The sequence below is a fragment of the Jujubicoccus corallicola genome (genome assembly GCF_047345645.1).
Classification (GTDB): domain Bacteria; phylum Pseudomonadota; class Alphaproteobacteria; order Rhodobacterales; family Rhodobacteraceae; genus JBLEFH01.
Window position 1 is genome coordinate 367302 of record NZ_JBLEFH010000003.1, and the last position, 20011, is coordinate 387312.

The 20011-nt window shown below is 63.7% G+C and carries 21 protein-coding genes; 16 read left to right on the forward strand and 5 right to left on the reverse strand.

The genetic code is table 11. The features are described from left to right. Window positions 1-32: 32 nt before the first annotated feature. From ACMA5I_RS07125 to ACMA5I_RS07155, 7 genes are all read left to right on the forward strand, one after another. The gene (locus ACMA5I_RS07125; protein ID WP_525885542.1) at window positions 33-839 is read left to right on the forward strand and encodes a carbon-nitrogen hydrolase family protein; all 807 of its coding nucleotides are present in this window, start codon (window positions 33-35) and stop codon (window positions 837-839) included. After that, window positions 836-2482, forward strand: a complete 1647-nt coding sequence (locus ACMA5I_RS07130; protein ID WP_525885543.1) for a flavin monoamine oxidase family protein — start codon at window positions 836-838, stop codon at window positions 2480-2482. The genes ACMA5I_RS07125 and ACMA5I_RS07130 overlap by 4 nt, the downstream gene beginning before the upstream one ends. Window positions 2483-2632: 150 nt before the next feature. Next, a complete protein-coding gene (locus ACMA5I_RS07135; protein ID WP_525885544.1) occupies window positions 2633-4756 on the forward strand; it encodes a TonB-dependent siderophore receptor in 2124 nt (707 codons plus the stop codon). After that, window positions 4750-5631 carry an iron-siderophore ABC transporter substrate-binding protein gene (locus tag ACMA5I_RS07140; RefSeq protein WP_525885545.1) on the forward strand — a complete coding sequence of 294 codons (882 nt, stop codon included), beginning with the start codon at window positions 4750-4752 and terminating at the stop codon, window positions 5629-5631. Before ACMA5I_RS07135 ends, ACMA5I_RS07140 begins: the two co-directional genes overlap by 7 nt. After that, window positions 5628-7592: a Fe(3+)-hydroxamate ABC transporter permease FhuB gene (fhuB, locus tag ACMA5I_RS07145; RefSeq protein ID WP_525885546.1), complete on the forward strand. Its 1965-nt coding sequence runs from the start codon at window positions 5628-5630 to the stop codon at window positions 7590-7592. The genes ACMA5I_RS07140 and fhuB overlap by 4 nt, the downstream gene beginning before the upstream one ends. Then, window positions 7589-8362 carry an ABC transporter ATP-binding protein gene (locus ACMA5I_RS07150; RefSeq protein ID WP_525885547.1) on the forward strand — a complete coding sequence of 258 codons (774 nt, stop codon included), beginning with the start codon at window positions 7589-7591 and terminating at the stop codon, window positions 8360-8362. The genes fhuB and ACMA5I_RS07150 overlap by 4 nt, the downstream gene beginning before the upstream one ends. A 13-nt stretch (window positions 8363-8375) precedes the next feature. Next, a complete protein-coding gene (locus ACMA5I_RS07155; RefSeq protein WP_525885548.1) occupies window positions 8376-10076 on the forward strand; it encodes an ABC transporter ATP-binding protein in 1701 nt (566 codons plus the stop codon). A gap of 81 nt (window positions 10077-10157) precedes the next feature. On the opposite strand, the gene ACMA5I_RS07160 is transcribed toward ACMA5I_RS07155, so the two are convergent. The 5 genes from ACMA5I_RS07160 to ACMA5I_RS07180 are packed head-to-tail and all read right to left on the reverse strand — an operon-like array spanning window position 10158 to window position 12888. Next, window positions 10158-11087, reverse strand: coding sequence for an energy transducer TonB family protein (locus ACMA5I_RS07160; protein ID WP_525885668.1), 930 nt, complete (start codon window positions 11085-11087; stop codon window positions 10158-10160). Further along, the gene (locus ACMA5I_RS07165) at window positions 11087-11479 is read right to left on the reverse strand and encodes an ExbD/TolR family protein (RefSeq protein WP_525885549.1); all 393 of its coding nucleotides are present in this window, start codon (window positions 11477-11479) and stop codon (window positions 11087-11089) included. The genes ACMA5I_RS07160 and ACMA5I_RS07165 overlap by 1 nt, the downstream gene beginning before the upstream one ends. Continuing rightward, entirely contained in the window at window positions 11476-11856 is a 381-nt protein-coding gene (locus ACMA5I_RS07170) for a biopolymer transporter ExbD (RefSeq protein WP_525885550.1), read from the reverse strand. The genes ACMA5I_RS07165 and ACMA5I_RS07170 overlap by 4 nt, the downstream gene beginning before the upstream one ends. Further along, a complete protein-coding gene (locus ACMA5I_RS07175; RefSeq protein WP_525885551.1) occupies window positions 11840-12484 on the reverse strand; it encodes a MotA/TolQ/ExbB proton channel family protein in 645 nt (214 codons plus the stop codon). The genes ACMA5I_RS07170 and ACMA5I_RS07175 overlap by 17 nt, the downstream gene beginning before the upstream one ends. After that, complete coding sequence (locus tag ACMA5I_RS07180; RefSeq protein ID WP_525885552.1) at window positions 12481-12888, reverse strand: hypothetical protein; 408 nt, start codon at window positions 12886-12888, stop codon at window positions 12481-12483. The genes ACMA5I_RS07175 and ACMA5I_RS07180 overlap by 4 nt, the downstream gene beginning before the upstream one ends. Window positions 12889-13320: 432 nt before the next feature. Between ACMA5I_RS07180 and ACMA5I_RS07185 the strand changes: the two genes are divergently transcribed. The 9 genes from ACMA5I_RS07185 to ACMA5I_RS07225 all read left to right on the forward strand — a co-directional run bounded on the left by ACMA5I_RS07185 (window position 13321) and on the right by ACMA5I_RS07225 (window position 20010). Continuing rightward, window positions 13321-14091 (forward strand): urease accessory protein UreD, encoded by a 771-nt coding sequence (locus ACMA5I_RS07185; protein WP_525885669.1) that lies wholly within the window; start codon window positions 13321-13323, stop codon window positions 14089-14091. Further along, window positions 14092-14394 (forward strand): urease subunit gamma, encoded by a 303-nt coding sequence (locus ACMA5I_RS07190; RefSeq protein WP_525885553.1) that lies wholly within the window; start codon window positions 14092-14094, stop codon window positions 14392-14394. It abuts the gene before it with no gap. Window positions 14395-14406: 12 nt separating this feature from the next. Next, window positions 14407-14934 carry a HupE/UreJ family protein gene (locus ACMA5I_RS07195; protein ID WP_525885554.1) on the forward strand — a complete coding sequence of 176 codons (528 nt, stop codon included), beginning with the start codon at window positions 14407-14409 and terminating at the stop codon, window positions 14932-14934. Further along, window positions 14931-15236 carry an urease subunit beta gene (locus tag ACMA5I_RS07200; RefSeq protein ID WP_525885555.1) on the forward strand — a complete coding sequence of 102 codons (306 nt, stop codon included), beginning with the start codon at window positions 14931-14933 and terminating at the stop codon, window positions 15234-15236. The genes ACMA5I_RS07195 and ACMA5I_RS07200 overlap by 4 nt, the downstream gene beginning before the upstream one ends. 280 nt (window positions 15237-15516) lie before the next feature. Then, a complete protein-coding gene (ureC, locus tag ACMA5I_RS07205; RefSeq protein ID WP_525885556.1) occupies window positions 15517-17220 on the forward strand; it encodes an urease subunit alpha in 1704 nt (567 codons plus the stop codon). Next, entirely contained in the window at window positions 17220-17657 is a 438-nt protein-coding gene (locus ACMA5I_RS07210; RefSeq protein ID WP_525885557.1) for an urease accessory protein UreE, read from the forward strand. Before ureC ends, ACMA5I_RS07210 begins: the two co-directional genes overlap by 1 nt. Next, window positions 17641-18276, forward strand: coding sequence for an urease accessory protein UreF (locus ACMA5I_RS07215; RefSeq protein ID WP_525885558.1), 636 nt, complete (start codon window positions 17641-17643; stop codon window positions 18274-18276). The genes ACMA5I_RS07210 and ACMA5I_RS07215 overlap by 17 nt, the downstream gene beginning before the upstream one ends. Further along, complete coding sequence (gene ureG, locus ACMA5I_RS07220) at window positions 18273-18893, forward strand: urease accessory protein UreG (protein ID WP_525885559.1); 621 nt, start codon at window positions 18273-18275, stop codon at window positions 18891-18893. Before ACMA5I_RS07215 ends, ureG begins: the two co-directional genes overlap by 4 nt. A 211-nt stretch (window positions 18894-19104) precedes the next feature. Next, the gene (locus tag ACMA5I_RS07225) at window positions 19105-20010 is read left to right on the forward strand and encodes an AEC family transporter (RefSeq protein ID WP_525885560.1); all 906 of its coding nucleotides are present in this window, start codon (window positions 19105-19107) and stop codon (window positions 20008-20010) included. Window position 20011: the final 1 nt, after the last annotated feature.

A 20011-nucleotide genomic window follows, 5' to 3' on the forward strand; every position in this document is an offset into this window, starting at 1 on the left:
GCTCAATCATCGACAACCACTTTCGGACCTCTATGCAGCCGCTTCGCATCGCTCTTTTGCAAACCACGCCGCAAAGCTCGCCCGCCGCCGCGCTGGCGACGCTGGAGCAATCCGCCCGCCAAGCGGCCAAGGATGGCGCGAAACTGCTCATCACGCCCGAGATGTTCCTCACCGGCTACAATATCGGCGCGGAGAAAACCGCGGATCTCGCCGAGCCCGTGGACGGCACCCTGCTCCATGAGGTCAGCGTGATCGCCCGCAGCAGCGGCATCGCGATCCTCACCGGCTGGCCCGAAAAAGACGGCGCGATCTACAACAGCATCGCGCTCATCGGTGCGGACGGAAAACGCATCGGCACCGCCCGCAAAACCCATCTGTTCGGCGATGTCGACGCGGCGCAGTTTACCCCCGGCGACACCTTCGCCCCGCTCATCGACTTCCAAGGCTGGCGGCTCGGCCTCGCGATTTGCTATGACATCGAGTTTCCCGAAACGGCACGGCATTTCATGCTCGAAGGCGCGGATGCGATCCTCGTGCCGACCGCCAATATGTCGCCTTTCGAAATGGTGCCGACGCAGATGCTGCCGACCCGCGCTGCCGAAAATACGCTCTACATCGCCTATGCCAATTATGTCGGCAAGGAAGGCGGGTTCAGCTATTGCGGACTCTCTTGCGTTAGCGGTCCGGACGGCGTTGATTTCACGCGCGGGAACACCCGCAGCGAGCTGCTTTTCGCCACGCTCAGCCCCGATTACCTGACCAAAACCCGCGCCGCGCAGAACCAACGCCTCCAGCGCCGCCCGACCCTCTACCGCAACCTCACCGAGGAGACAGAATGACCGCACTGACCGCGTTCGGCCCCGATTTTCCCTTCGCTTATGACGATTGGCTGACCCATCCTTCGGGCATCGGGTCCGTGCCTGCCGAGAAGCATGGCACGAAAATCGCTGTCATCGGCGCGGGCGCGGCGGGCGTTATCGCGGCCTATGAATTGATGAAACTGGGCCTGCATCCGGTGGTCTTCGAATCCGGTCAATTCGGTGGCCGCCTCCGTTCGCAAGCCTTTGAGGGCACGGACATTATCGCCGAGCTTGGCGGGATGCGCTTCCCCCTCTCCTCGGCGGGATTCTACCACTATGTCAGCAAGGTCGACGGCGAGAGCCAGCCCTTCCCGAACCCGCTGACCCCCGCCGCAAGCTCTACCGTGATCGACCTTGCGGGTGAGACCTTCTACGCCGAAACGCTCGACGATCTGCCGGATCTCTTCAAAGAAGTCGCCAAAGCCTACGACTCCGCCCTCGAAGTCGGCGCGCGGTTCAGCGACCTGAAAACGGCGATCCGCAACCGCGATGCGGCCACGATCAAGGAGATCTGGAACCCTATCGTCGCCGATTGGGACGAGCGCACCTTCTACGATTTCGTCACCTCGTCCGAAGCCTTCCAGAACCTCTCCTTCCGCCACCGCGAAGTCTTCGGTCAGGTCGGTTTCGGCACCGGAGGCTGGGACTCGGACTTCCCCAACTCCATGCTTGAAATCTTGCGCGTAAACCTTTGCGAATTCGACGAAAATCAGCATTTCATCGTCGATGGCGTGGAGAGCGTCCTGCACAAACTCTGGCGGCACGCGCCCGAGACTTGCGCCCATTGGCCGAGCGGCACGACCCTCGCCAGCCTCAACAACGGCGCGACCCGTCCCGGCGTCACCGCCATCGCGCGCGCAGCCTCAGGCGATCTCACCATCACCGATCAATGGGGCCGGCGCGAGGATTTCCCCGCTGTCATTTCCACCTGCCAAACCCATCTGCTGACCACCGCCATCGACACGGATGAGGCCCTCTTCAGCCAGAAAATGTGGATGGCCCTCGACCGCACGCGCTACATGCAGTCGTCGAAAACCTTCGTCATGGTCGACCGCCCCTTCTGGAAGGATAAAGACCCCGAAACCGGGCGCGACACCATGTCGATGACCCTGACCGACCGCATGACCCGCGGCACCTATCTCTTCGACAACGGGCCGGACAAGCCGGGCGTGATCTGCCTCTCCTACGCGTGGATGACCGACGCGCTCAAAATGCTGCCTCTACCGGTCGAAAAACGCGTCTCCCTCGCCCTGTCGGCGCTTGAAAAGATCTACCCCAATGTCGATATCGCGAGCCACATCATCGGTGACCCGATTGCCGTCAGTTGGGAGAACGATCCCAATTTCCTCGGGGCGTTCAAAGGCGCGCTGCCGGGACATTATCGTTACAATACGCGCATGTACGGCCATTTCATGCAGGACGAGTTGCCCCCCGAAGAACGCGGCCTCTACATCGCGGGCGACGGCGTCAGCTTCACTCCCGCATGGGTTGAGGGCGCTGTGCAAACCGGTCTCAATGCGGTCTGGGGCGTCATGCACCAGCTTGGCGGGCAAAGCAGCGCCGAGAACCCCGGCCCCGGAGATGTCTGGAAGGACCGCGCCCCGATCCGACTGCCCGAATGACCCCGCGAAACTAATCCATATTTATTCCCGACGGAAAGAGTGTGACATTTTCACGTCACGCGCCCAAATGGCTTTGGAAAACCCGGAAAGGGTCTCGACTCCCATTCCCGAACTTTATAGTCGGGAATGGTAACTTCCTTGGTGAGACCCATGAAAACCGCGACCCAACTCTCCCTGCTGGCGGGTGCCAGCCTCTCGACTCTCGCGACATTTGCACAGGCGCAAAACACCGCAGACCTCTTCATGCTCGACGAGCTGGTCATCAACTCGACCATCGACCCGACCGCACCGATTGCGGGCTATGTCGCCGATGCATCGATCTCGGCGAACAAGACCGGCACCCCGATCCTCGAAACCCCGCAATCCGTCTCCGTCATCACCGGCGCGCAGATCGAGGACCAGGGCGCGACCACCATCGGCGACACGCTCGGCTACACCTCCGGCGTAACCGCGCAGCCATTCGGCACCGATCCGCGTTTTGACAGCCCGACCCTGCGGGGCTTCAACAGCGCTAACTCGCAATATCTCAATGGCTTGCGGATCATGCGCGATTTCGGCGCGCCCTCCTTCGAGATTTATTCGCTGGAGCGCGTCGAGGTGCTGAAAGGCCCCTCCTCCGTGCTCTACGGCGCGGGCAACCCCGGCGGGATCTTCAATCAGGTCCAGAAACGCGCGCAATATGGCGATTTCGGCGAGGTCGGCATCGGCGTTGGCGATCCGAAAGCGACCGAAGGTTTCGTCGACTGGAACCGCGGGCTCTCCGAGAATTTCGCCGCTCGCCTGACCGCCGTTGCCCGCGACACCGAGGAAGACGTCGAGGAACTGACCAATGAGCGCGGCTATGTCGGCCTCGCGACCCGCTGGCAAGTGACGCCGACAACCGAGCTGCAATTCCTCGGCTCCTACCAAACCGACACGCCGATCACCCCGGCGGGCGTGCCTTACGATCTCCTCGGCCAGATTGACGATGGCACGCTGCGCAGCTTCTATGTCGGCGATCCGGCAGATGATTTCAGCGACCGGACCAACCGCAACCTTGGTTTTGAGCTCAAGCAGGAGCTCGCCGGCGGCTGGCAACTCAATTCCAACTTCCGCTACCAGAATTTCGACTGGGAGTATCGCGGCTTCGATCTCGATCATGAAGTGCTGGATGGCGACACGATCACCCGCGGCATCATCAACCAGTTTGAGGATAGCGAAACATATAATCTCGACAGCCGCGTGACGGGCACCGTGACCACCGGCGCTGTGACCCACGACCTGATGTTCGGCGTCGATATTCGCCGTTTCGAGGATGAGAACCGCACGGAATTCGCCGATGCCGGGACGATCAGCGTGTCGAACCCGGTCTATGAGGGCGCGGACATTCAGGCCCCGTGGTATATCGGGGCCAAGGATCTCACCGTCGAGCAGATCGGCATTTACGCGCAAGACACGCTGAAAGTCGATAACTGGACCGTCGGCATGGCCCTGCGCCACGACTGGGCCGAGCAATCCGGGACCGCCTACAGCAACTATAACGGCACCTCGGATGCGGGTCAGGAAGATGAAGCCACCACGGGCCGCATCGGCGTCTCCTATCTCTTCGCCAATGGCATCGCGCCCTATATCAGCTACGCGACCTCTTTCGATCCCGAAATTGGCGTCGATGGCGATGGCAATGCGCTGGAGCCCACCGAGGGCAAGCAGATCGAGGCGGGCGTCAAGTATCAGCCCACCAATTTCGACGGCTTCTTCACCGCCTCAGTTTATAAGATCGAGCAAACCAATCTTAGCCGGTCCGTTGAGGAGGAGGTCAATGGCGACACCATCGCAGTGACGCGCCAGATTGGGGAAGCGGAGTCGATTGGCTTCGAACTCGAAGGATCTGTCAGCCTCAATGACAACTGGAACATTCGCGGCGCTTACACCTGGAACGAGACGGAGCAGAAAGAAGGCGCGAATGATGACAACTGGCTTGCCAATGCGCCGAAGCACAATGCGAGCCTTTGGGCGAACTACACCTTCTCCGATGGCACCACGCTTGAAGGTCTGACCCTAGGCGCAGGCGTGCGCTATATCGGCGAGCGTTATGGCGAGGATGCGAATATCTACAAGATGGACGATGTCACCCTCGTCGATGCGCAGCTTGCCTATGATCTGACAGACGACGCGAGCTTCTCGCTCAACGTCAGCAACGTGGCCGACGAGGAATATGTCGCGACCTGCACGGCCTTCTCCTGCTACTATGGCGATGGCCGCGCCTATCAGGCCCGCCTCAACTACAAGTGGTAACTACCGCGCCTATCGGGCGCCGGGCCGCGATGCTCGGCGCCCTTTCTGTTTGCGCCGCGCCTTTAATCGGGCGCGGCGCCGAGCCGTTGCGGCTCGCGGCGATAGACTGGGCGATGATGGAAACCGCCATCGCCCTCGGTCACATGCCCGTCGCGGCCTGCGAGTTGATCCGCTACCGCGAGGATGCCGTCGCGCCGAACATCCCTTTGAGCGTCACCGATCTCGGCCTGCGCGGCTCGCCGAATTTCGAGCTGTTGCAACTCACACGGCCAGACCTGATCCTCTCCTCCAACTACTACACCGGCATCGAGCCCCGCCTCGCCGCCATCGCGCCGGTCATGGCGCAGCCCTTTTACCTGCCGGGCGAAGCGCCGTGGCCGAAGGCCGTCGCCGCGCTTCATGCGCTGGCGGATCGGCTAGGCAATCCGGGCACGGCCACCCGCACCGAAGCGCGCGCCCGCGCCACGCTCGCGGAGCTCTCCACCCGGCTTGATCCGCTCAAAACCCGCCCGGTCTATGTGATCGAAATCGGCGATGCGCGCCATTTCCGGGCCTTCGGGGCGGACAGCATGTTCGGCAATATCCTGACCGAACTCGGCTTCGAGAACGCCTGGACCGACCTCAGCCGCTTCGCCTTCGCCGCGCCGGTGCCGCTGGAGCGGCTGGCCGAGCGCCCGGAGGCGCGGATCGTCCTCGTCTCCGGCATCCCGCCCATTGCCGCCCGCGCCCTCGAAACCTCGGTGCTTTGGACCCATCTGGAACCGGTCGCCGAAGGCCGCGCCAGCACGCTCGGCGCGGTAAACCCGTTCGGCGGCATCCCGGCGGCGCTACGTTTCGCCGAGCTTCTGGCTAGCGCGCTCACAGGTGCCGCATGACCGCCCGCCGCGCCACGATCTTCGGCCTCTGGTTCCTCCTCTGCGCCGCGCTCTGGGCTCACGCCGCCCGGCCCTTCCTCGCAAGCGGCTGGCCCGCTTTCCCTTTCAGCGCCGAAACCCTCTCCATCGACAGCCTGCTCTTCGCCTTCGGCCACCTGCCGCGCGGGTTGATGGCGCTGGTCGCGGGCGCGCTGCTCGGTCTCTCCGGCGCGCTGCTCCAAGCGGTCCTGCGCAACCCGATTGCCGACCCGACCACCCTCGGCATCTCCTCAGGCGCGCAACTCGCCCTCGTCGCGGTTCTCGTCCTCGCCCCCGAGTGGTTAAGCTGGGGCCGCTGGCCCATTGCGATGCTCGGCGCGGGCGTCTCCACCGCGCTCGTCATGGCCATCGGCAGCGCCCGACGATTCTACCCGGTCACCATGGTGATCGCCGGGATGCTCATCGGCCTCTTCGCCTCCAGCGTCGGCGCGGCGATGACCCTGTCGCAAGGACAATATCTCTTCTCGCTCGTCATCTGGAATGGCGGCTCGCTGGTCCAGACCGGCTGGGGACCGGCCCTCGCCCTCACCGCTATCCTCGCTTGCGGCGCCCTCGCCAGCGCCCTTCTCGCAAGGCCGCTCTCCGTTCTCGCCCTCGGCGAAACCGGCGCGACGTCGCTCGGTCTCAACGGCAGCCGCATCCGCCTTCTCGCCATTGCGCTGGCTGCAATCCTCGCCGCCAGCGTCTCCGCCGCTGTGGGGCTCGTCGCCTTTATCGGCCTCGCCGCACCGGCCCTTGCCCGCGCTCTCGGCGCGCGAAGCCTAAAGCAACTCCTGGCGCTCTCCCCGCTCACCGGCGCGCTGATCCTCTCGCTCTGCGACGGGCTCGTCATGCTCGCTGGCGGCGCGAGCGGCGAGATGTTCCCGACCGGCGCGATCACCGGCCTCATCGGCGGCCCGCTCCTTCTGTGGATGCTCCCGCGCCTGCGCAGCACGCCGCCGCCCGCCACGAAAGAGCGCGTGAAACGGCGCGATCGCCCCACCCCTATGCTCGCGGCCTTCGCCGTTTTCCTCTTGGTCTCAACGATCATCCTTGCCATGGTTGGCCGTGTTCCCGGTGGCTGGGATGTGCTGGACGGCGAGACGCTGCGCCTCTTTCTGCCGAACCGCCTCCCGCGCCTCGCGGGCGCGGCCGCAGCGGGCGGCTTGCTCGCTCTCGCCGGGGCGATGCTCCAGCGCCTGACCGCCAACCCGCTCGCCTCGCCCGAACTCCTCGGAGTCTCGGGCGGCGCGGCCATCGGCTATGCGGCGCTCCTCTTCCTGCTCCCCTCCCCCTCCGCGCTGATCCTCACCGGCGGCGCGGCGCTCGGCGGCACCCTCGCCATGCTCATCATCCTCGGTGTCGTCTTTCAGGACACAGTCCGCCCGCAGCGCGTCCTCCTCGCCGGGGTCGCCATTTCCGCCTTCGCCTCCGCCGTTCTCACCGTGCTGATGGCGGCCGGAACGATGAAATCCTTCGCTATCCTCGCTTGGCTCAGCGGCTCCGCCTCCGCGCTGACCGCCACCGGCGCGGCGCTTCTGCTGGCGATGCTCACTGCACTCACAATCGCCGCCCTCATCCTCGCCCGCTGGCTCACCATCCTGCCGCTCGGCCCCGCGATCAGCAAAAGCCTCGGCGTGCCGCTCTCCGCCGCATGGGCGCTCATCGTGATCATGGCCGGGCTCGCGACCGGCGCGGCCACCATCCTCGTCGGCCCGCTCAGTTTCGTCGGCCTCGTGGCCCCGCATCTCGCGCGCCATCTCGGCCTTGCCAACGCGCGCGCCCATCTCATGGGCAGCGTGCTGATCGGCGCGCTTCTCATGCTTGCCGCCGATTTTGGCGCAAGAATGGCGAGCTTCCCCTATGACCTCCCCCTTGGCCTCTTCGCCTCGCTGCTCGGCACGCCCTGGCTGATCTGGCTGCTTCTTCGGAGACCGAAATGACCCCGCTTTTCGAGATCACCTCCCTGTCCTTCGACGTGCCAGGGCGCCGCCTGCTACATGATCTGACCCTCTCGCTTCCGGCGGGTCAGGTCGTTGGCCTGCTCGGCCATAACGGCTCGGGCAAATCGACCCTGCTCAACCATCTCGCGCGGCATCTCACGCAAAGCGAAGGCCGCATCCACTTTGAAGGCCGCGACCTGCGCGACTGGCCTGCGCGCGACTTCGCCCGCCGCCTCGCCTATCTGCCGCAACATCTGCCTGCCGCCGCGGGGATGCTCGTCGAAGAACTCGTCGCGCTTGGCCGTTATCCGTGGCATGGCCCCCTTGGCCGCCCCGGCCCGGACGACCGCGCTGCCATCGACCATGCCATCACGTCCTGCGGTCTCGACCCGCTGCGTGGCCGTCAGGTGGACACGCTTTCGGGCGGCGAAGCGCAGCGCGTCTGGCTCGCCATGCTGATCGCGCAGGAAGCCGGGTGCCTGCTGCTGGACGAGCCGATCTCCGCCCTCGATATTTCGCATCAGGTGGATGTCCTCAGCCTCGTCCACAGCTTCTGCCACGAGAAAAGCCGCTCGGTGATCGTGGTGCTGCATGATCTCAACATGGCGGCGCGGTTTTGTGATCACATCGTCGCCATGCACAGCGGACGGGTTGCATTCCAGGGCGATCCGGGCGATTTCATGACCACCCAAACCCTGAGCCAGATCTATGGCGCGCCGATGGAGATCCTGACCCGCGCCGATGGTAGCCCGGTTGCCCTGCCCGCCTGACACCGGAGACAACATGCTGCGTCAATTCTTTTCGTATTATCAGCCGCATATGCGGCTTTTCTGGCTCGATTTCGGCTGCGCCGTGGCGTCCGGCCTGCTCGAACTCGCCTTCCCGCTCGCCATCACCGGCTTTATCGACTACCTGCTGCCGCGCGGCGACTGGACGTTGACCTTGCTCGCCGCCGCCGTGCTGACGATCATTTACATCATCAATGCCGGGCTGATGGCGATTGTTATCTATTGGGGCCACAAGCTTGGAATCAATATCGAAACCGAGATGCGCGCCCGCGCGTTCGCCCATCTCACCCGCCTGAGCTGGCGCTGGTATGACCGCGCCGAGACGGGCAAGCTGGTCGCCCGCGTCACCCGCGACTTGGAAGAAATCGGCGAGGTCGCCCATCACGGGCCGGAAGACCTCTTTATCGCCATCATGACCTTCATCGGGGCCTTCGCGCTGATGATGTGGATCCACCCGCAACTGGCGATCATCACGGCAACCATCGTGCCGCTGATGGTCTGGCTGATCTCGGTCTATGGCGGCAAAATGACCCGCGCCTGGCGCGAGATTTACGCCCGCGTCGGTGCGTTCAATGTCCGGCTCGAAGAGGCGCTCGGCGGCATCCGCGTCGTGCAGGCCTTCGCCAATGAGGACCACGAAAAATCCCTCTTCGCCCGCGACAACCATCGCTACCGCCAGACGAAACTCGACGCCTACCGCATCATGGCGAGCGTGACCTCGATTCACTATATGGGGATGCGCCTCGTGCAGGTGATCGTCATGGTCGCGGGCGCAGCCTTCGTGCTGGAAGGGAGCCTCACCACGGGCGGCTTCGTCGGCTTCCTGCTGCTCGTCGGCGTGTTCTTCCGCCCGCTGGAGAAAATCGCCGCCGTGGTCGAGACCTATCCGCGCGGCATCGCGGGCTTTCGCAACTATCTCGAACTCATTGGAACCGAACCGGATATTCAGGAAACGCCCGGCGCCAAACCCGCGCCCCGTCTGCGCGGCCATATCCGTTTTGAGAATGTCGAGTTTGAATATGGCGAGGGTCGCCCGGTCCTTCACGATGTGACGCTGGAGGTGAAGCCGGGCAGCACCGTGGCGCTGGTTGGGCCTTCCGGGGCGGGTAAATCCACAATCATGGCGCTGGTCCCGCGTTTCTACGAGCCAACCGCCGGGCGCATCACCATCGGCGGCGTGCCGCTCCATGACATGACTATGGAGTCGCTCCGCCGCCAGATTGGCCTCGTCAGCCAGGACGTGTTCCTCTTCGGCGGCACCTTGCGCGAAAACATCGCCTATGGGCGGCTCGATGCGGGCGAGGACGAGATCCTGCGCGCCGTCGAGAAAGCGCAACTCGGCCCGCTCGTCGAGAACCTGCCGGACGGGCTCGACACCATCGTCGGCGAACGCGGTGTCTTGCTCTCGGGGGGGCAGCGTCAGCGGGTGGCGATTGCCCGCGTGCTGCTGAAAGACCCGCCCATCCTGCTGCTCGATGAAGCGACCTCCGCCCTCGACCGTGAGACCGAGCGCGAAGTGCAAGCCGCCCTCACCGCGCTCTCGGTCGGCCGCACGACGCTGGTGATCGCGCATCGTCTCAGCACGATTGAACATGCTGACAATATCGCAGTCGTCGAGGCGGGCCGGATCACGGAACAAGGCCGCCACGCGGAGCTGATCCAGCGCGGCGCGACCTATGCGAGTTTGGCGAGCTAAAGGGCATCCACGAGTCTGCGACGATCAACCGCGTTCAATAAGACAGCAGAAAAATGGCGAGCCGAGCGCTCGCCATTTTCGTTAGTTCACCGTGACCGGGAAACCGTAAGTCGTTCTCGCGCCCGGCGGTGGCGGCGGAAAAGGTGCCGCTTGGCGGATCACATTCAGGGCCACCTGATCCACAGCGGGAATGCCCGAACTGCTGGCAACCCCAAGCGCCGCCAATTGCCCCGACGCCCCTATGGTGAACTGCACGACGACACGACCACCACCGCCACTCGGAGCCCGCGCTCGAATTCTACTCACTTTAGATTGCACAATTCCTGAGTAATTCGCCGCGGCCTGCTGTGCCGCCGCTTGGGCCTGAGCCTGAGCTTGCGCCCGTGCCGCTGCGGCTTGTGCCTCGGCTTGCGCGCGCGCCTGCGCCTCGGCAGCGGCCTGTGCGCGGGCACGTTCTTCTGCGGCCCGCTGCTCGGCGGCACGTTGCTCAGCAGCGCGGCGCTCGGCCGCACTTGGCTGCTGAGGCTCAGGCTGCGTGCGCTGCGGCTGGGGGTCCGGCTGGCGCTGCGGTTGCGGCGTCGGTTGAGGTTGCGGCTCCGGGCGGCGCGGCGGCGTGCGCGTCTCGGGACGCGCGCGCGGCACGATCGCCGGAATATCGGACTCCTCAACCACCTCCGGCTCAGCTTCCGGCTCAACCGGCTCAGGCTCTTCCTCCGGCACAGGCTCCGGCTCCACCGGTTCTTCCTCTACAGGCTCCTCAAGCGGAACCTCCTGAGGCTCAACCGGCGCAGGCTCCTGCGCGGCCTCCGGCTCCACGGGCTCTTCAGGCTCCGCTGCCTCGGGCGGCTCTTCCGCGTCCACCGCCTCGGCGTAATCCGCAAACTGCGCCCCACCTGATGGCGGCGGCGCGGAGGACGGCAAGATCGGCGCCTCCCAACTCGGGCGCAGCGCGCCGAACAGCATCAGGTGAACCAGCCCCGAGATGACCAGAAAGACGACCGTATTGCGCATCACTCTCCACTCCTTTCCGTCACCAGAACCACGGATTCCGCACCCGCCGCCTGCAATTCTCCAGAGATCCGCACCAGCTCCTGCGCAGGCAAATCGCGGTCCGGCAGCATCCGCCAGACGATATTCTCCTTGTCCTGCTGCGCGGTCACGAACCGGTCGAGCGAGACATCCTCACCCTCATAAACCAGCCGCCCATCGGGATGGACGACAAGCGTATCAGGCGGCGGCGAGCCTTCGATGTTGGCCGTTTCGATCAAGGAAATATCCCCGGCAACCGGCTTTGCCAGCGTCCCAGCAAGCAGGAAAAAGATCAGCATCAGAAAGACGATGTTGATGAGCGCAATCGTCGGCTCGCCCCGGCTGCGTTTTTTTGTGACGCGCAATCGGCTCATCGCAGCACCCTCACATTCAGCCCGTCAATCTCGCGCAGCGCGGTCAGCACCGTCACGAGCGACTGGCTGTTCACCGTCTCCGTCAGGCTGATCAGCGCCGTCTCGGACTCGCCGCGCCGCGCTGCCGCCTCATTCGCGACATCCTCCAGCGCCACCTCATTCGCGCCGATACGCGCCGTCTCACCATCAAGCCGGATAAAGAGCGGCGGCGCGGCGCGTTGCGTGGTCCCGCTGCCCTGCGCAGCCGAGACAAGCTCCACCTCGGCGAATTTCGTAAAGGTCGAGGACAGCATGAAGAACAGCAGCAGCAGGAAGATCACGTCGATCAGCGAGGTCAGCGACAGGCGCCGACGCCGCTTCTCACGCCGCTTGATCATAGCGCGCTCCCGCGGTGATCGGGTGGAACGCCGCTTCGAGGGCGGAGGCAGCCAGTTGACGCTCGCGCTCGATGCGGCTTTCGAGCCATGTCAGCACCATCGACACGGGCATCGCCACCGCAAGGCCCGCCGCCGTGGTCAACAGCGCGACCCAGATCCCGCCCGCAAGGATCGACGGGTCCACCGAACTGCCCGCCGCCTGAAGCGCGCGAAACGCTTCGATCATGCCCAAAACTGTCCCAAACAGCCCGAGCAGCGGCGCGATTTGCGAGATCAGGTCAAGCAGGCGCATGTTGTGTTCGAGCGGCGCGAGACTGTCTTCGGCCAGCGCCTCATAGCGCGGCTTGACACTTTCATCCTTGCCAAGCGCACTTTCGATCACCCGCGCAATATGGTTTTTGCTCTCGCCAAAAGCGCGATGCGCCCCGTCAACATCGCCATTGTCCCAAGCGGCCAGCCCCCGGCGGATCGAGCGATGACGCCCGACGCCCATCGAGGCAAATTGCCACAGCTTGGCCAGCACCACGGCGAGCGCGATCACCGACATGACCAGCAGAATCGCAATGACCGGCCCGCCCAGAGCCAGCGCTTCGGAAAGTTGCGCCACGGCGCCGTTAAAACTGTTCATTGCAAAGTCTCCAGATCGGATTTGTTCGTAATTTCAAGGGCGTCGCCGCAAGCGGCCGCATCTATTCCCTCGCCCTCGCACGCGCTCACGCCATTGACGAGGACGGACGCCGCCGCGTCGCAGTCGATATCACTCAGCGGGAAGGCGCTAACGCGCGGGCGATCCTGTGAGACATTTCCCAGATTGAGGGTTTTCAGGCCAAGCACGACGCCCTCTTCATCGAAAAACACCGTCTCGATGACAAGCTTGTCGAGATCCGCCTCAAGCCCGTTGCGGGTGACAAATGTCAAGCGACACGCCTCTTCACTAGGCTCAACCTTATTGAGTTCAACCGAGAGCTCCTGCGCCATCGCAGGTGCCGCGCCCCCAAGGGCCAAAGCGACTGCCAAGATCATCTTCCGCATGGGATGCCTCCATTAACCTTCGCCATTCGATGGCACAGCCACTGGGCGGGGTCAATATTCCCAATAAAATTTGTCGAGATAGTTTTTGGTGTCTGGTGAGTCTCCGCTTAGGCGAGATTGGAAGTGGAAATAGTCACCTTTAGAGAGTGTCGGGCCCGCATCCTTCATTCGCGCCTCTTCCGCTCAAAATGCAGATCAATCGCAAGGTGCGGAGAGCTCCGACGACAGAATTCCCCGCTCATCTTCTCATCCTGACTAGATTTTGTGCATCGCGATAGCGGTTGCTGAAATGTCAGGCAAAGCACCTGTAATGAGCGTGGACCCAAAGGCGAAACTCTGGTTCCCCTTCGCGCCACGCTCCTACCCATAGGACAACAGCCGAAGGAGAGCGCCATCACCGTCGCCGCCCAAATATCCACGCAGCCCCGCGCCATCGGACGCCTTCATATCGACGTGAAGGCGCGGGACGGGCGCAGCGCGCTGGCGCGGCTTGAGCAACAGGGCGCGTCGCGGTTGCTCTTCCCGCGGCGGGATCATGTCGAGGGGATCATCCTCAACACCGCCGGCGGCGTGACGGGCGGCGACCGGTTTCAATTTCGCGCCGAGGTGCAGGAAAACGCGGCGCTCACCCTCACCACGCAAGGCGCCGAGCGACTCTACAAAGCGCAGGACGGCGAGACCGGACGCATCGAAAGCGAGGTGCGCATCGGCCCTGCCGGTCGCCTCGACTGGCTGCCGCAGGAGACAATCCTCTTCCACGGCGCGAATGTGTCCCGCCGCTTCACCGCAAACCTCACCTCCGATGCGCGGTTCCTCTTCGTCGAGCCGATCATCGTTGGCCGTAGTCATATGGGCGAGACCGTCACGTCCGCCCGGTTCCGAGATGACGTGCGGCTCATCCGTGACGGCGAGGTGATCTTCCGCGACACGACCGCGCTGGATGGCAACATCGCCGCGCTCATGGACCGCCCCGCCATTGGCGGCGGTGCCCGCGCAGCGGCTCTACTTCTCTACGCCGCCCGGGACGCCGAGGCCCATCTGGAACGCCTCCGCGCGCTCTGCCCAGCGACCGGCGGCGTGTCGCTTCTGCGCGGCGGCCTGCTTGCGGCGCGCTTGCTCGCGGCAGACGGGTTCGCGCTTCGCCGCAGCCTCATCCCGATGCTGCGCCACTTCACCGATCTGCCCCGCTGCTGGAGCCTTTGAATGAACCTGACCCCGCGTGAAAAAGACAAATTGCTGATCGCCATGGCCGCGGAAGTCGCCCGCAAGCGCCTCGCGCGCGGCGTCAAACTGAACCATCCCGAAGCCATCGCCCTGATCACCGATGCGGTGGTCGAAGGCGCGCGGGATGGCCGCACGGTGGCCGACATGATGCAGGTGGGGGCGGAAATCGTCACCCGTGCGGACTGTATGACGGGTGTGCCGGAAATGATCCCCGAAATTCAGGTCGAAGCCACGTTCCCGGACGGAACCAAACTCGTCACCGTTCACAACCCCATTCGCTAAAAGGAGCCTTTCATGCGTTATCTCCCTGTTTTCCTTCTGATCGCCAGCCCCGCGCTCGCCCATACCGGCGCGCATTACAGCGGCTTTATGGCGGGCCTTATGCACCCGCTCACCGGAGCCGATCACCTGCTCGCCATCCTCGCCATCGGTCTTTGGGCCGGCCTCTCCGGCGCGCGCCGCAGCTATCCGGCGGTGTTTGTCGGAGCGATGCTGACCGGCGCGCTGCTCGCCATGAACGGCGTCGTCCTGCCGCAAATCGAGCCGATCATCTTGGCGTCCGTGATTGTCTTTGGCGCGGCGGCTGGCCTTGCGCTCCGCATCCCGCACCTCATTGCCTTCCCGGTGATCGCGGTGGCGGGTCTGGCCCATGGCGCCGCCCACGGCATGGAAGGGTTTGGCGGCAGCTTCATCGCAGGCTTCCTTGTCGCGACGGCTGGCCTTCTCGCGGCGGGCATAGCAGTCACCCATCCACGTATGGCCCGCATTGGAGGCGGCATTGCGGCACTTGGCGGCGCGGCCATCGCAGCGGGCGTGGCATGATCCCCGGCGAGCTGTTCCCCGCAGCCGGCGATATCATCCTCAACGGCAACCGGGAGGCGACCACATTGATGGTCGCCAACACCGGAGACCGCCCAATTCAGGTTGGCAGTCATTTCCACTTCGCCGAGACCAACCCGGCGTTGGACTTCGACCGCACCGCTGCCCGCGGCCAGCGCCTTGATATCGCTGCAGGCACCGCCGTGCGTTTCGAGCCCGGCCAGCGACGCGAAGTCCGCCTGATCCCGATCAGCGGCGCGCGCAAAATCTACGGTTTCAGCGGCGAGATCATGGGCAAACTATGACTTCATTCTTACCACCAGCCACGCCACTGACCGAGAATGACGACCATAAACGTAGTGTATGCGGCGGCTTGAAGCCAAAAGGCGATGCTGGACATTTGAATCCTCATTCAATCTGCATCCCCTTCACTAACCGCGGTTCTGGGCGAGTCATCAAGAACCTTCGCAATCACTTCGTAGATTACGAAGTGTTCCCAATTTTATATATTTTAAATCAATATATTAGACGTGATTGGCTGAGGTTCAACAGGTTTCTTGAAACAAAATGTGAAGGAGAACTCTGATGCCCGCCCAGATTTCCCACGGCGATTACGCCGCGATGTTCGGCCCCACCACCGGGGACCGTCTGCGCCTTGCCGACACTGACCTCATCATTCAAGTCGAGCGCGATCTCACGAATTACGGCGAGGAGGTCAAATTCGGTGGCGGCAAGGTGATCCGCGACGGAATGGGCCAGTCTCAAGCCACCCGCGCGGAAGGCGCGCTTGATACAGTCATCACCAACGCGCTGATCGTAGATTATACCGGGATTTATAAGGCCGATGTGGGTCTGAAAGACGGGCGCATCGCCGCCATTGGCAAGGCGGGCAACCCGGATACGCAGCCCGGCGTCGATATCATCATCGGTCCCGGCACGGAGATTATCGCGGGCGAAGGCAAGATCCTCACCGCGGGCGGGTTCGACAGCCATATCCATTACATTTGCCCGCAGCAGATCGAGGACGCGCTTCATTCCGGCCTCACCACCATGCTCGGCGGCGGCACCGGCCCCGCCCATGGCACGCTCGCGACCACCTGCACGCCCGGCCCTTGGCATATCGGGCGGATGCTGCAATCGGCCGATGCCTTCCCAATGAACCTCGCCTTTGCGGGCAAGGGCAACGCGTCGCTTCCCGGCGCGCTGGAGGAGCAGATCAAAGCCGGGGCCTGCGCGCTCAAACTCCATGAAGATTGGGGCACCACTCCCGCCGCCATCGACTGCTGTCTCTCCGTGGCGGACGCGATGGATGTGCAGGTAATGATCCACACGGACACGCTCAACGAATCCGGCTTTGTCGAGCACACGGTGAAGGCGATGAAGGGCCGCACGATCCACGCGTTCCACACCGAAGGCGCGGGCGGCGGTCATGCGCCGGACATCATCAAGATTTGCGGCGAGGACTATGTCCTGCCCTCCTCCACCAACCCGACGCGGCCCTTCACGGTCAACACCCTCGAAGAGCATCTCGACATGCTCATGGTTTGCCACCATCTCGATAAATCAATCCCCGAGGACATCGCTTTTGCCGAGAGTCGCATCCGCCGCGAAACCATCGCCGCCGAGGATATTCTGCACGACATGGGCGCGTTCTCAATCATCGCGTCGGACAGTCAGGCCATGGGCCGGGTTGGCGAGGTGCTGATCCGCACATGGCAAACCGCCGACAAGATGAAAAAGCAACGCGGGCGGCTATCAGAGGAAACCGGCGAGAACGACAATTTTCGCGTCCGCCGCTATATCGCGAAATACACGATCAACCCGGCGATTGCGCATGGTATTTCTCACGAAATCGGCTCCATCGAGGTCGGCAAACGCGCCGATCTGGTGCTTTGGAACCCCGCCTTTTTCGGCGTGAAGCCGGAGATGGTCCTGCTCGGCGGCTCCATCGTTATGGCGCAAATGGGCGATCCGAATGCCTCGATCCCGACGCCGCAGCCCGTCTATTCGCGCCCGATGTTTGGCGCTTTTGGACGGGCGGTTGAAAACGCGGCTGTTGTCTTTGTCTCGGAAGCCGCAGACGATGTGCGGTCGCGCCTCGGCCTCGCCAAGCAAACCGTCGCAGTGAAAAACACCCGGAAGATCACCAAACGCGATCTCAAGCTGAACGACGCGTTGCCGCATATCGAGGTCCATCCCGAAACCTACGAGGTCCGCGCCGATGGCGAGCTCTTGACCTGCCAACCTGCGGAGACCCTGCCCATGGCGCAGCGGTATTTCATGTTCTGATGCTGACGGCGAGAGACTACCACCCGCATCTGCATGGCGACGCTGACGACCGGATCGCGCTCACTTTTGAGGGCCGGTTTCTCCGTCGCCGCACGCTGGAAACGGAAAGCGGCCTTACCTTCCTGCTCGACCTGCCTCGCACCACCTCACTCGACCATGGCGGCGCGCTGGTCTTGGAGGATGGCCAGCAAATCGAAATCATTGCCGCGCCGGAGCCTCTTCTCGAAATCACCGGCGATCTGCCCCGCTTCGCTTGGCATATCGGCAACCGTCACACACCTTGTCAGGTTGAGGCAAAGCGGCTCTTGATCCAGCCCGACCATGTGATCCGCGAGATGCTGAAGCACCTCGGTGCCACCGTCACCGACATCACTGCGCCCTTCACGCCCGAAGGCGGCGCCTATGGCCACGGACGCACCCATGCCCATAGCCACTGATGCCACCCTTCTGCTCGCGCAATGGCTTTCGCCCGCCTTCCCTGTTGGCGCGTTCAGCTATTCGCACGGGCTGGAAGTAGCCATCGCGCAGGGCGATGTGGTGGACGCGGGCAGTCTTGATATCTGGCTCACCGATATCCTACGCCATGGCGGCGGCTGGATCGACGCCGTGCTGATCCGCGCCGCCATGAGCGATCCAATCGCGGCGGCGGAAGAGGCCCGCGCCCGCAGTGGCGCGAAAGAGAGGCTTTTCGAAACCGAGCAGCTCGGCGCGGCCTTTTGCGCGCAACTTCGCAATGTCTGGGGCCTTGATCTGCCGGACTGCCCCTATCCCGTCGCTTTCGGCATCGGCGTCGCAGAGCTCGACCTACCGCCGACCCAGGCAATCTCAATGTATCTCCACGCCTTTGCGGGCAACCTCATCTCCGCCGCGCAGCGCCTCATGCCGCTTGGCCAAACCGATGCGCAGGCGATGCTCAACCGCCTCGCCCAAATCTGCCAATCGCTCGCGAAAGAGAGCGAAGGCACCACCCTAGACGACATCGCAACCGCTTGTTTCGCCGGAGATATCGCCGCCATGCGGCACGAAACGCTCAGCCCAAGGATCTTCCGCACATGAGCCAAAACGGCCCTCTTCGCATCGGCATCGGCGGCCCGGTCGGCGCTGGCAAAACGACCCTGACCGCCGCCCTCGCCCGCGCCCTCAGCCCGCATCATTCCATCGCCGTGATCACCAACGACATTTACACGCGGGAGGATGCGGACGCACTTCTCCATATGCAGGTTCTGCCCGAGGACCGGATCATGGGGATCGAGACTGGCGGCTGCCCGCACACGGCGATCCGCGAGGATGCGTCGATCAACCTTGCAGGCGTGGCCGAGCTTTGCGCCCGGCACACTGATCTTGAGATCATCCTCATCGAAAGCGGCGGCGACAATCTTTCGGCGACCTTCAGCCCCGAACTCGCGGATCTGACCATTTATGTGATCGACACCGCCGCCGGGCAGGACATTCCGCGCAAGAAAGGCCCGGCGATGATGCGCTCCGATATTCTCGTCGTGAACAAGATCGACCTCGCACCGCATGTCGGTGTCTCTTTGGGCCAGCTTGAAGCGGATGTGACCGCTGCCCGTGCGGGTCGCCCCTACGTGCTGACGGTCGCAAGAGATCAGCGCGGGACAGAAGAGATTGTGGCACATATTCGCGAGATCGGCGGGCTTCGCCTTCCGGACTGAGACGGTCGAAGGTGTAATGCAGGTCGATGGCGAGCGCGAAAAACCGACCGCGCCGCCCCTTCCTCCGTCTTCCATAGCCACCAAACACTCCAGACTTTCGACCTTGCCCAAAGCCGGATCGCATCTATGATCGGTCTGCGGCGACGCTCGGCGCTTGCCCTCGGGAGAGACTGCACATGATGACCATCACCCCAAGCCGTAAGCGCACGCGATGATCCTCATCACTATCTGGCCCCTTTTCGCGTTGATCTGCCTCGGCTTTATCCTCGCACGCAGCCAATTTCCCTCCACCGCGTTCTGGCCTGCAGCGGATAAAATCAACTATTTCGTCCTCTTCCCGGCGCTGCTCGTCTCCAGCCTCGCCAATGCGCCCGTGACCGACCCAGCGGTGTTTCGCCTCGGCGGCGCGGCGATCCTCACCATCCTGATCGCCGCCGGGCTCGCGCTTCTTTTTCGCCGCGCGCGGCCCATGCCTGCCGCGCGGTTCGGCCCAATTCTGCAGGGCGTGATCCGGTTCAACACCTATCTCGGCTTCGCGGTCATCACCGCGGTTGGCGGGTCCGAAGGCGTGGCCCGCGCTGCGGTCTATCTCGCCATCGCGGTGCCGCTGGTGAATGTCCTCTCCATCATCGCGCTCACCAAGAAAACCGGCGAGCAGCAGGGGCGGCTCCTCGTCAAAACCATACTCCGCAACCCGCTCATTCTCGCCTGCCTTCTCGGCATCGCCATCGCGCTCAGCGGGATCGGCCTGCCCTTCGGTCTCGGCGCGTTTTTCGGCCTGCTCGCCCAAGGGAGCTTGCCGCTCGGCCTGCTCTGCGTCGGCGCGGCGCTGCAACCGGCGAGCCTGCGCCATGACAGCCGCGCTTTGGCCGCCAGCGGCGTGGCCCGCTTGCTCCTGATGCCCTGCCTCGCCTTTCTCGTCGGGCGGCTGTTCGGCCTCAGCGGCACCGAAGCGCTGGTCCTGATCGTTTTCTCCGCGATCCCGACCGCACCGACCTCTTACGTGCTGACCAAACAACTCAGCGGCGACGGCGCGTTCATGGCCGGGATCATCACCGCGCAGACGCTGCTCGCCGTGCTGACGCTCCCCCTGATTCTGATGGTTTTCGGCGGCTAAC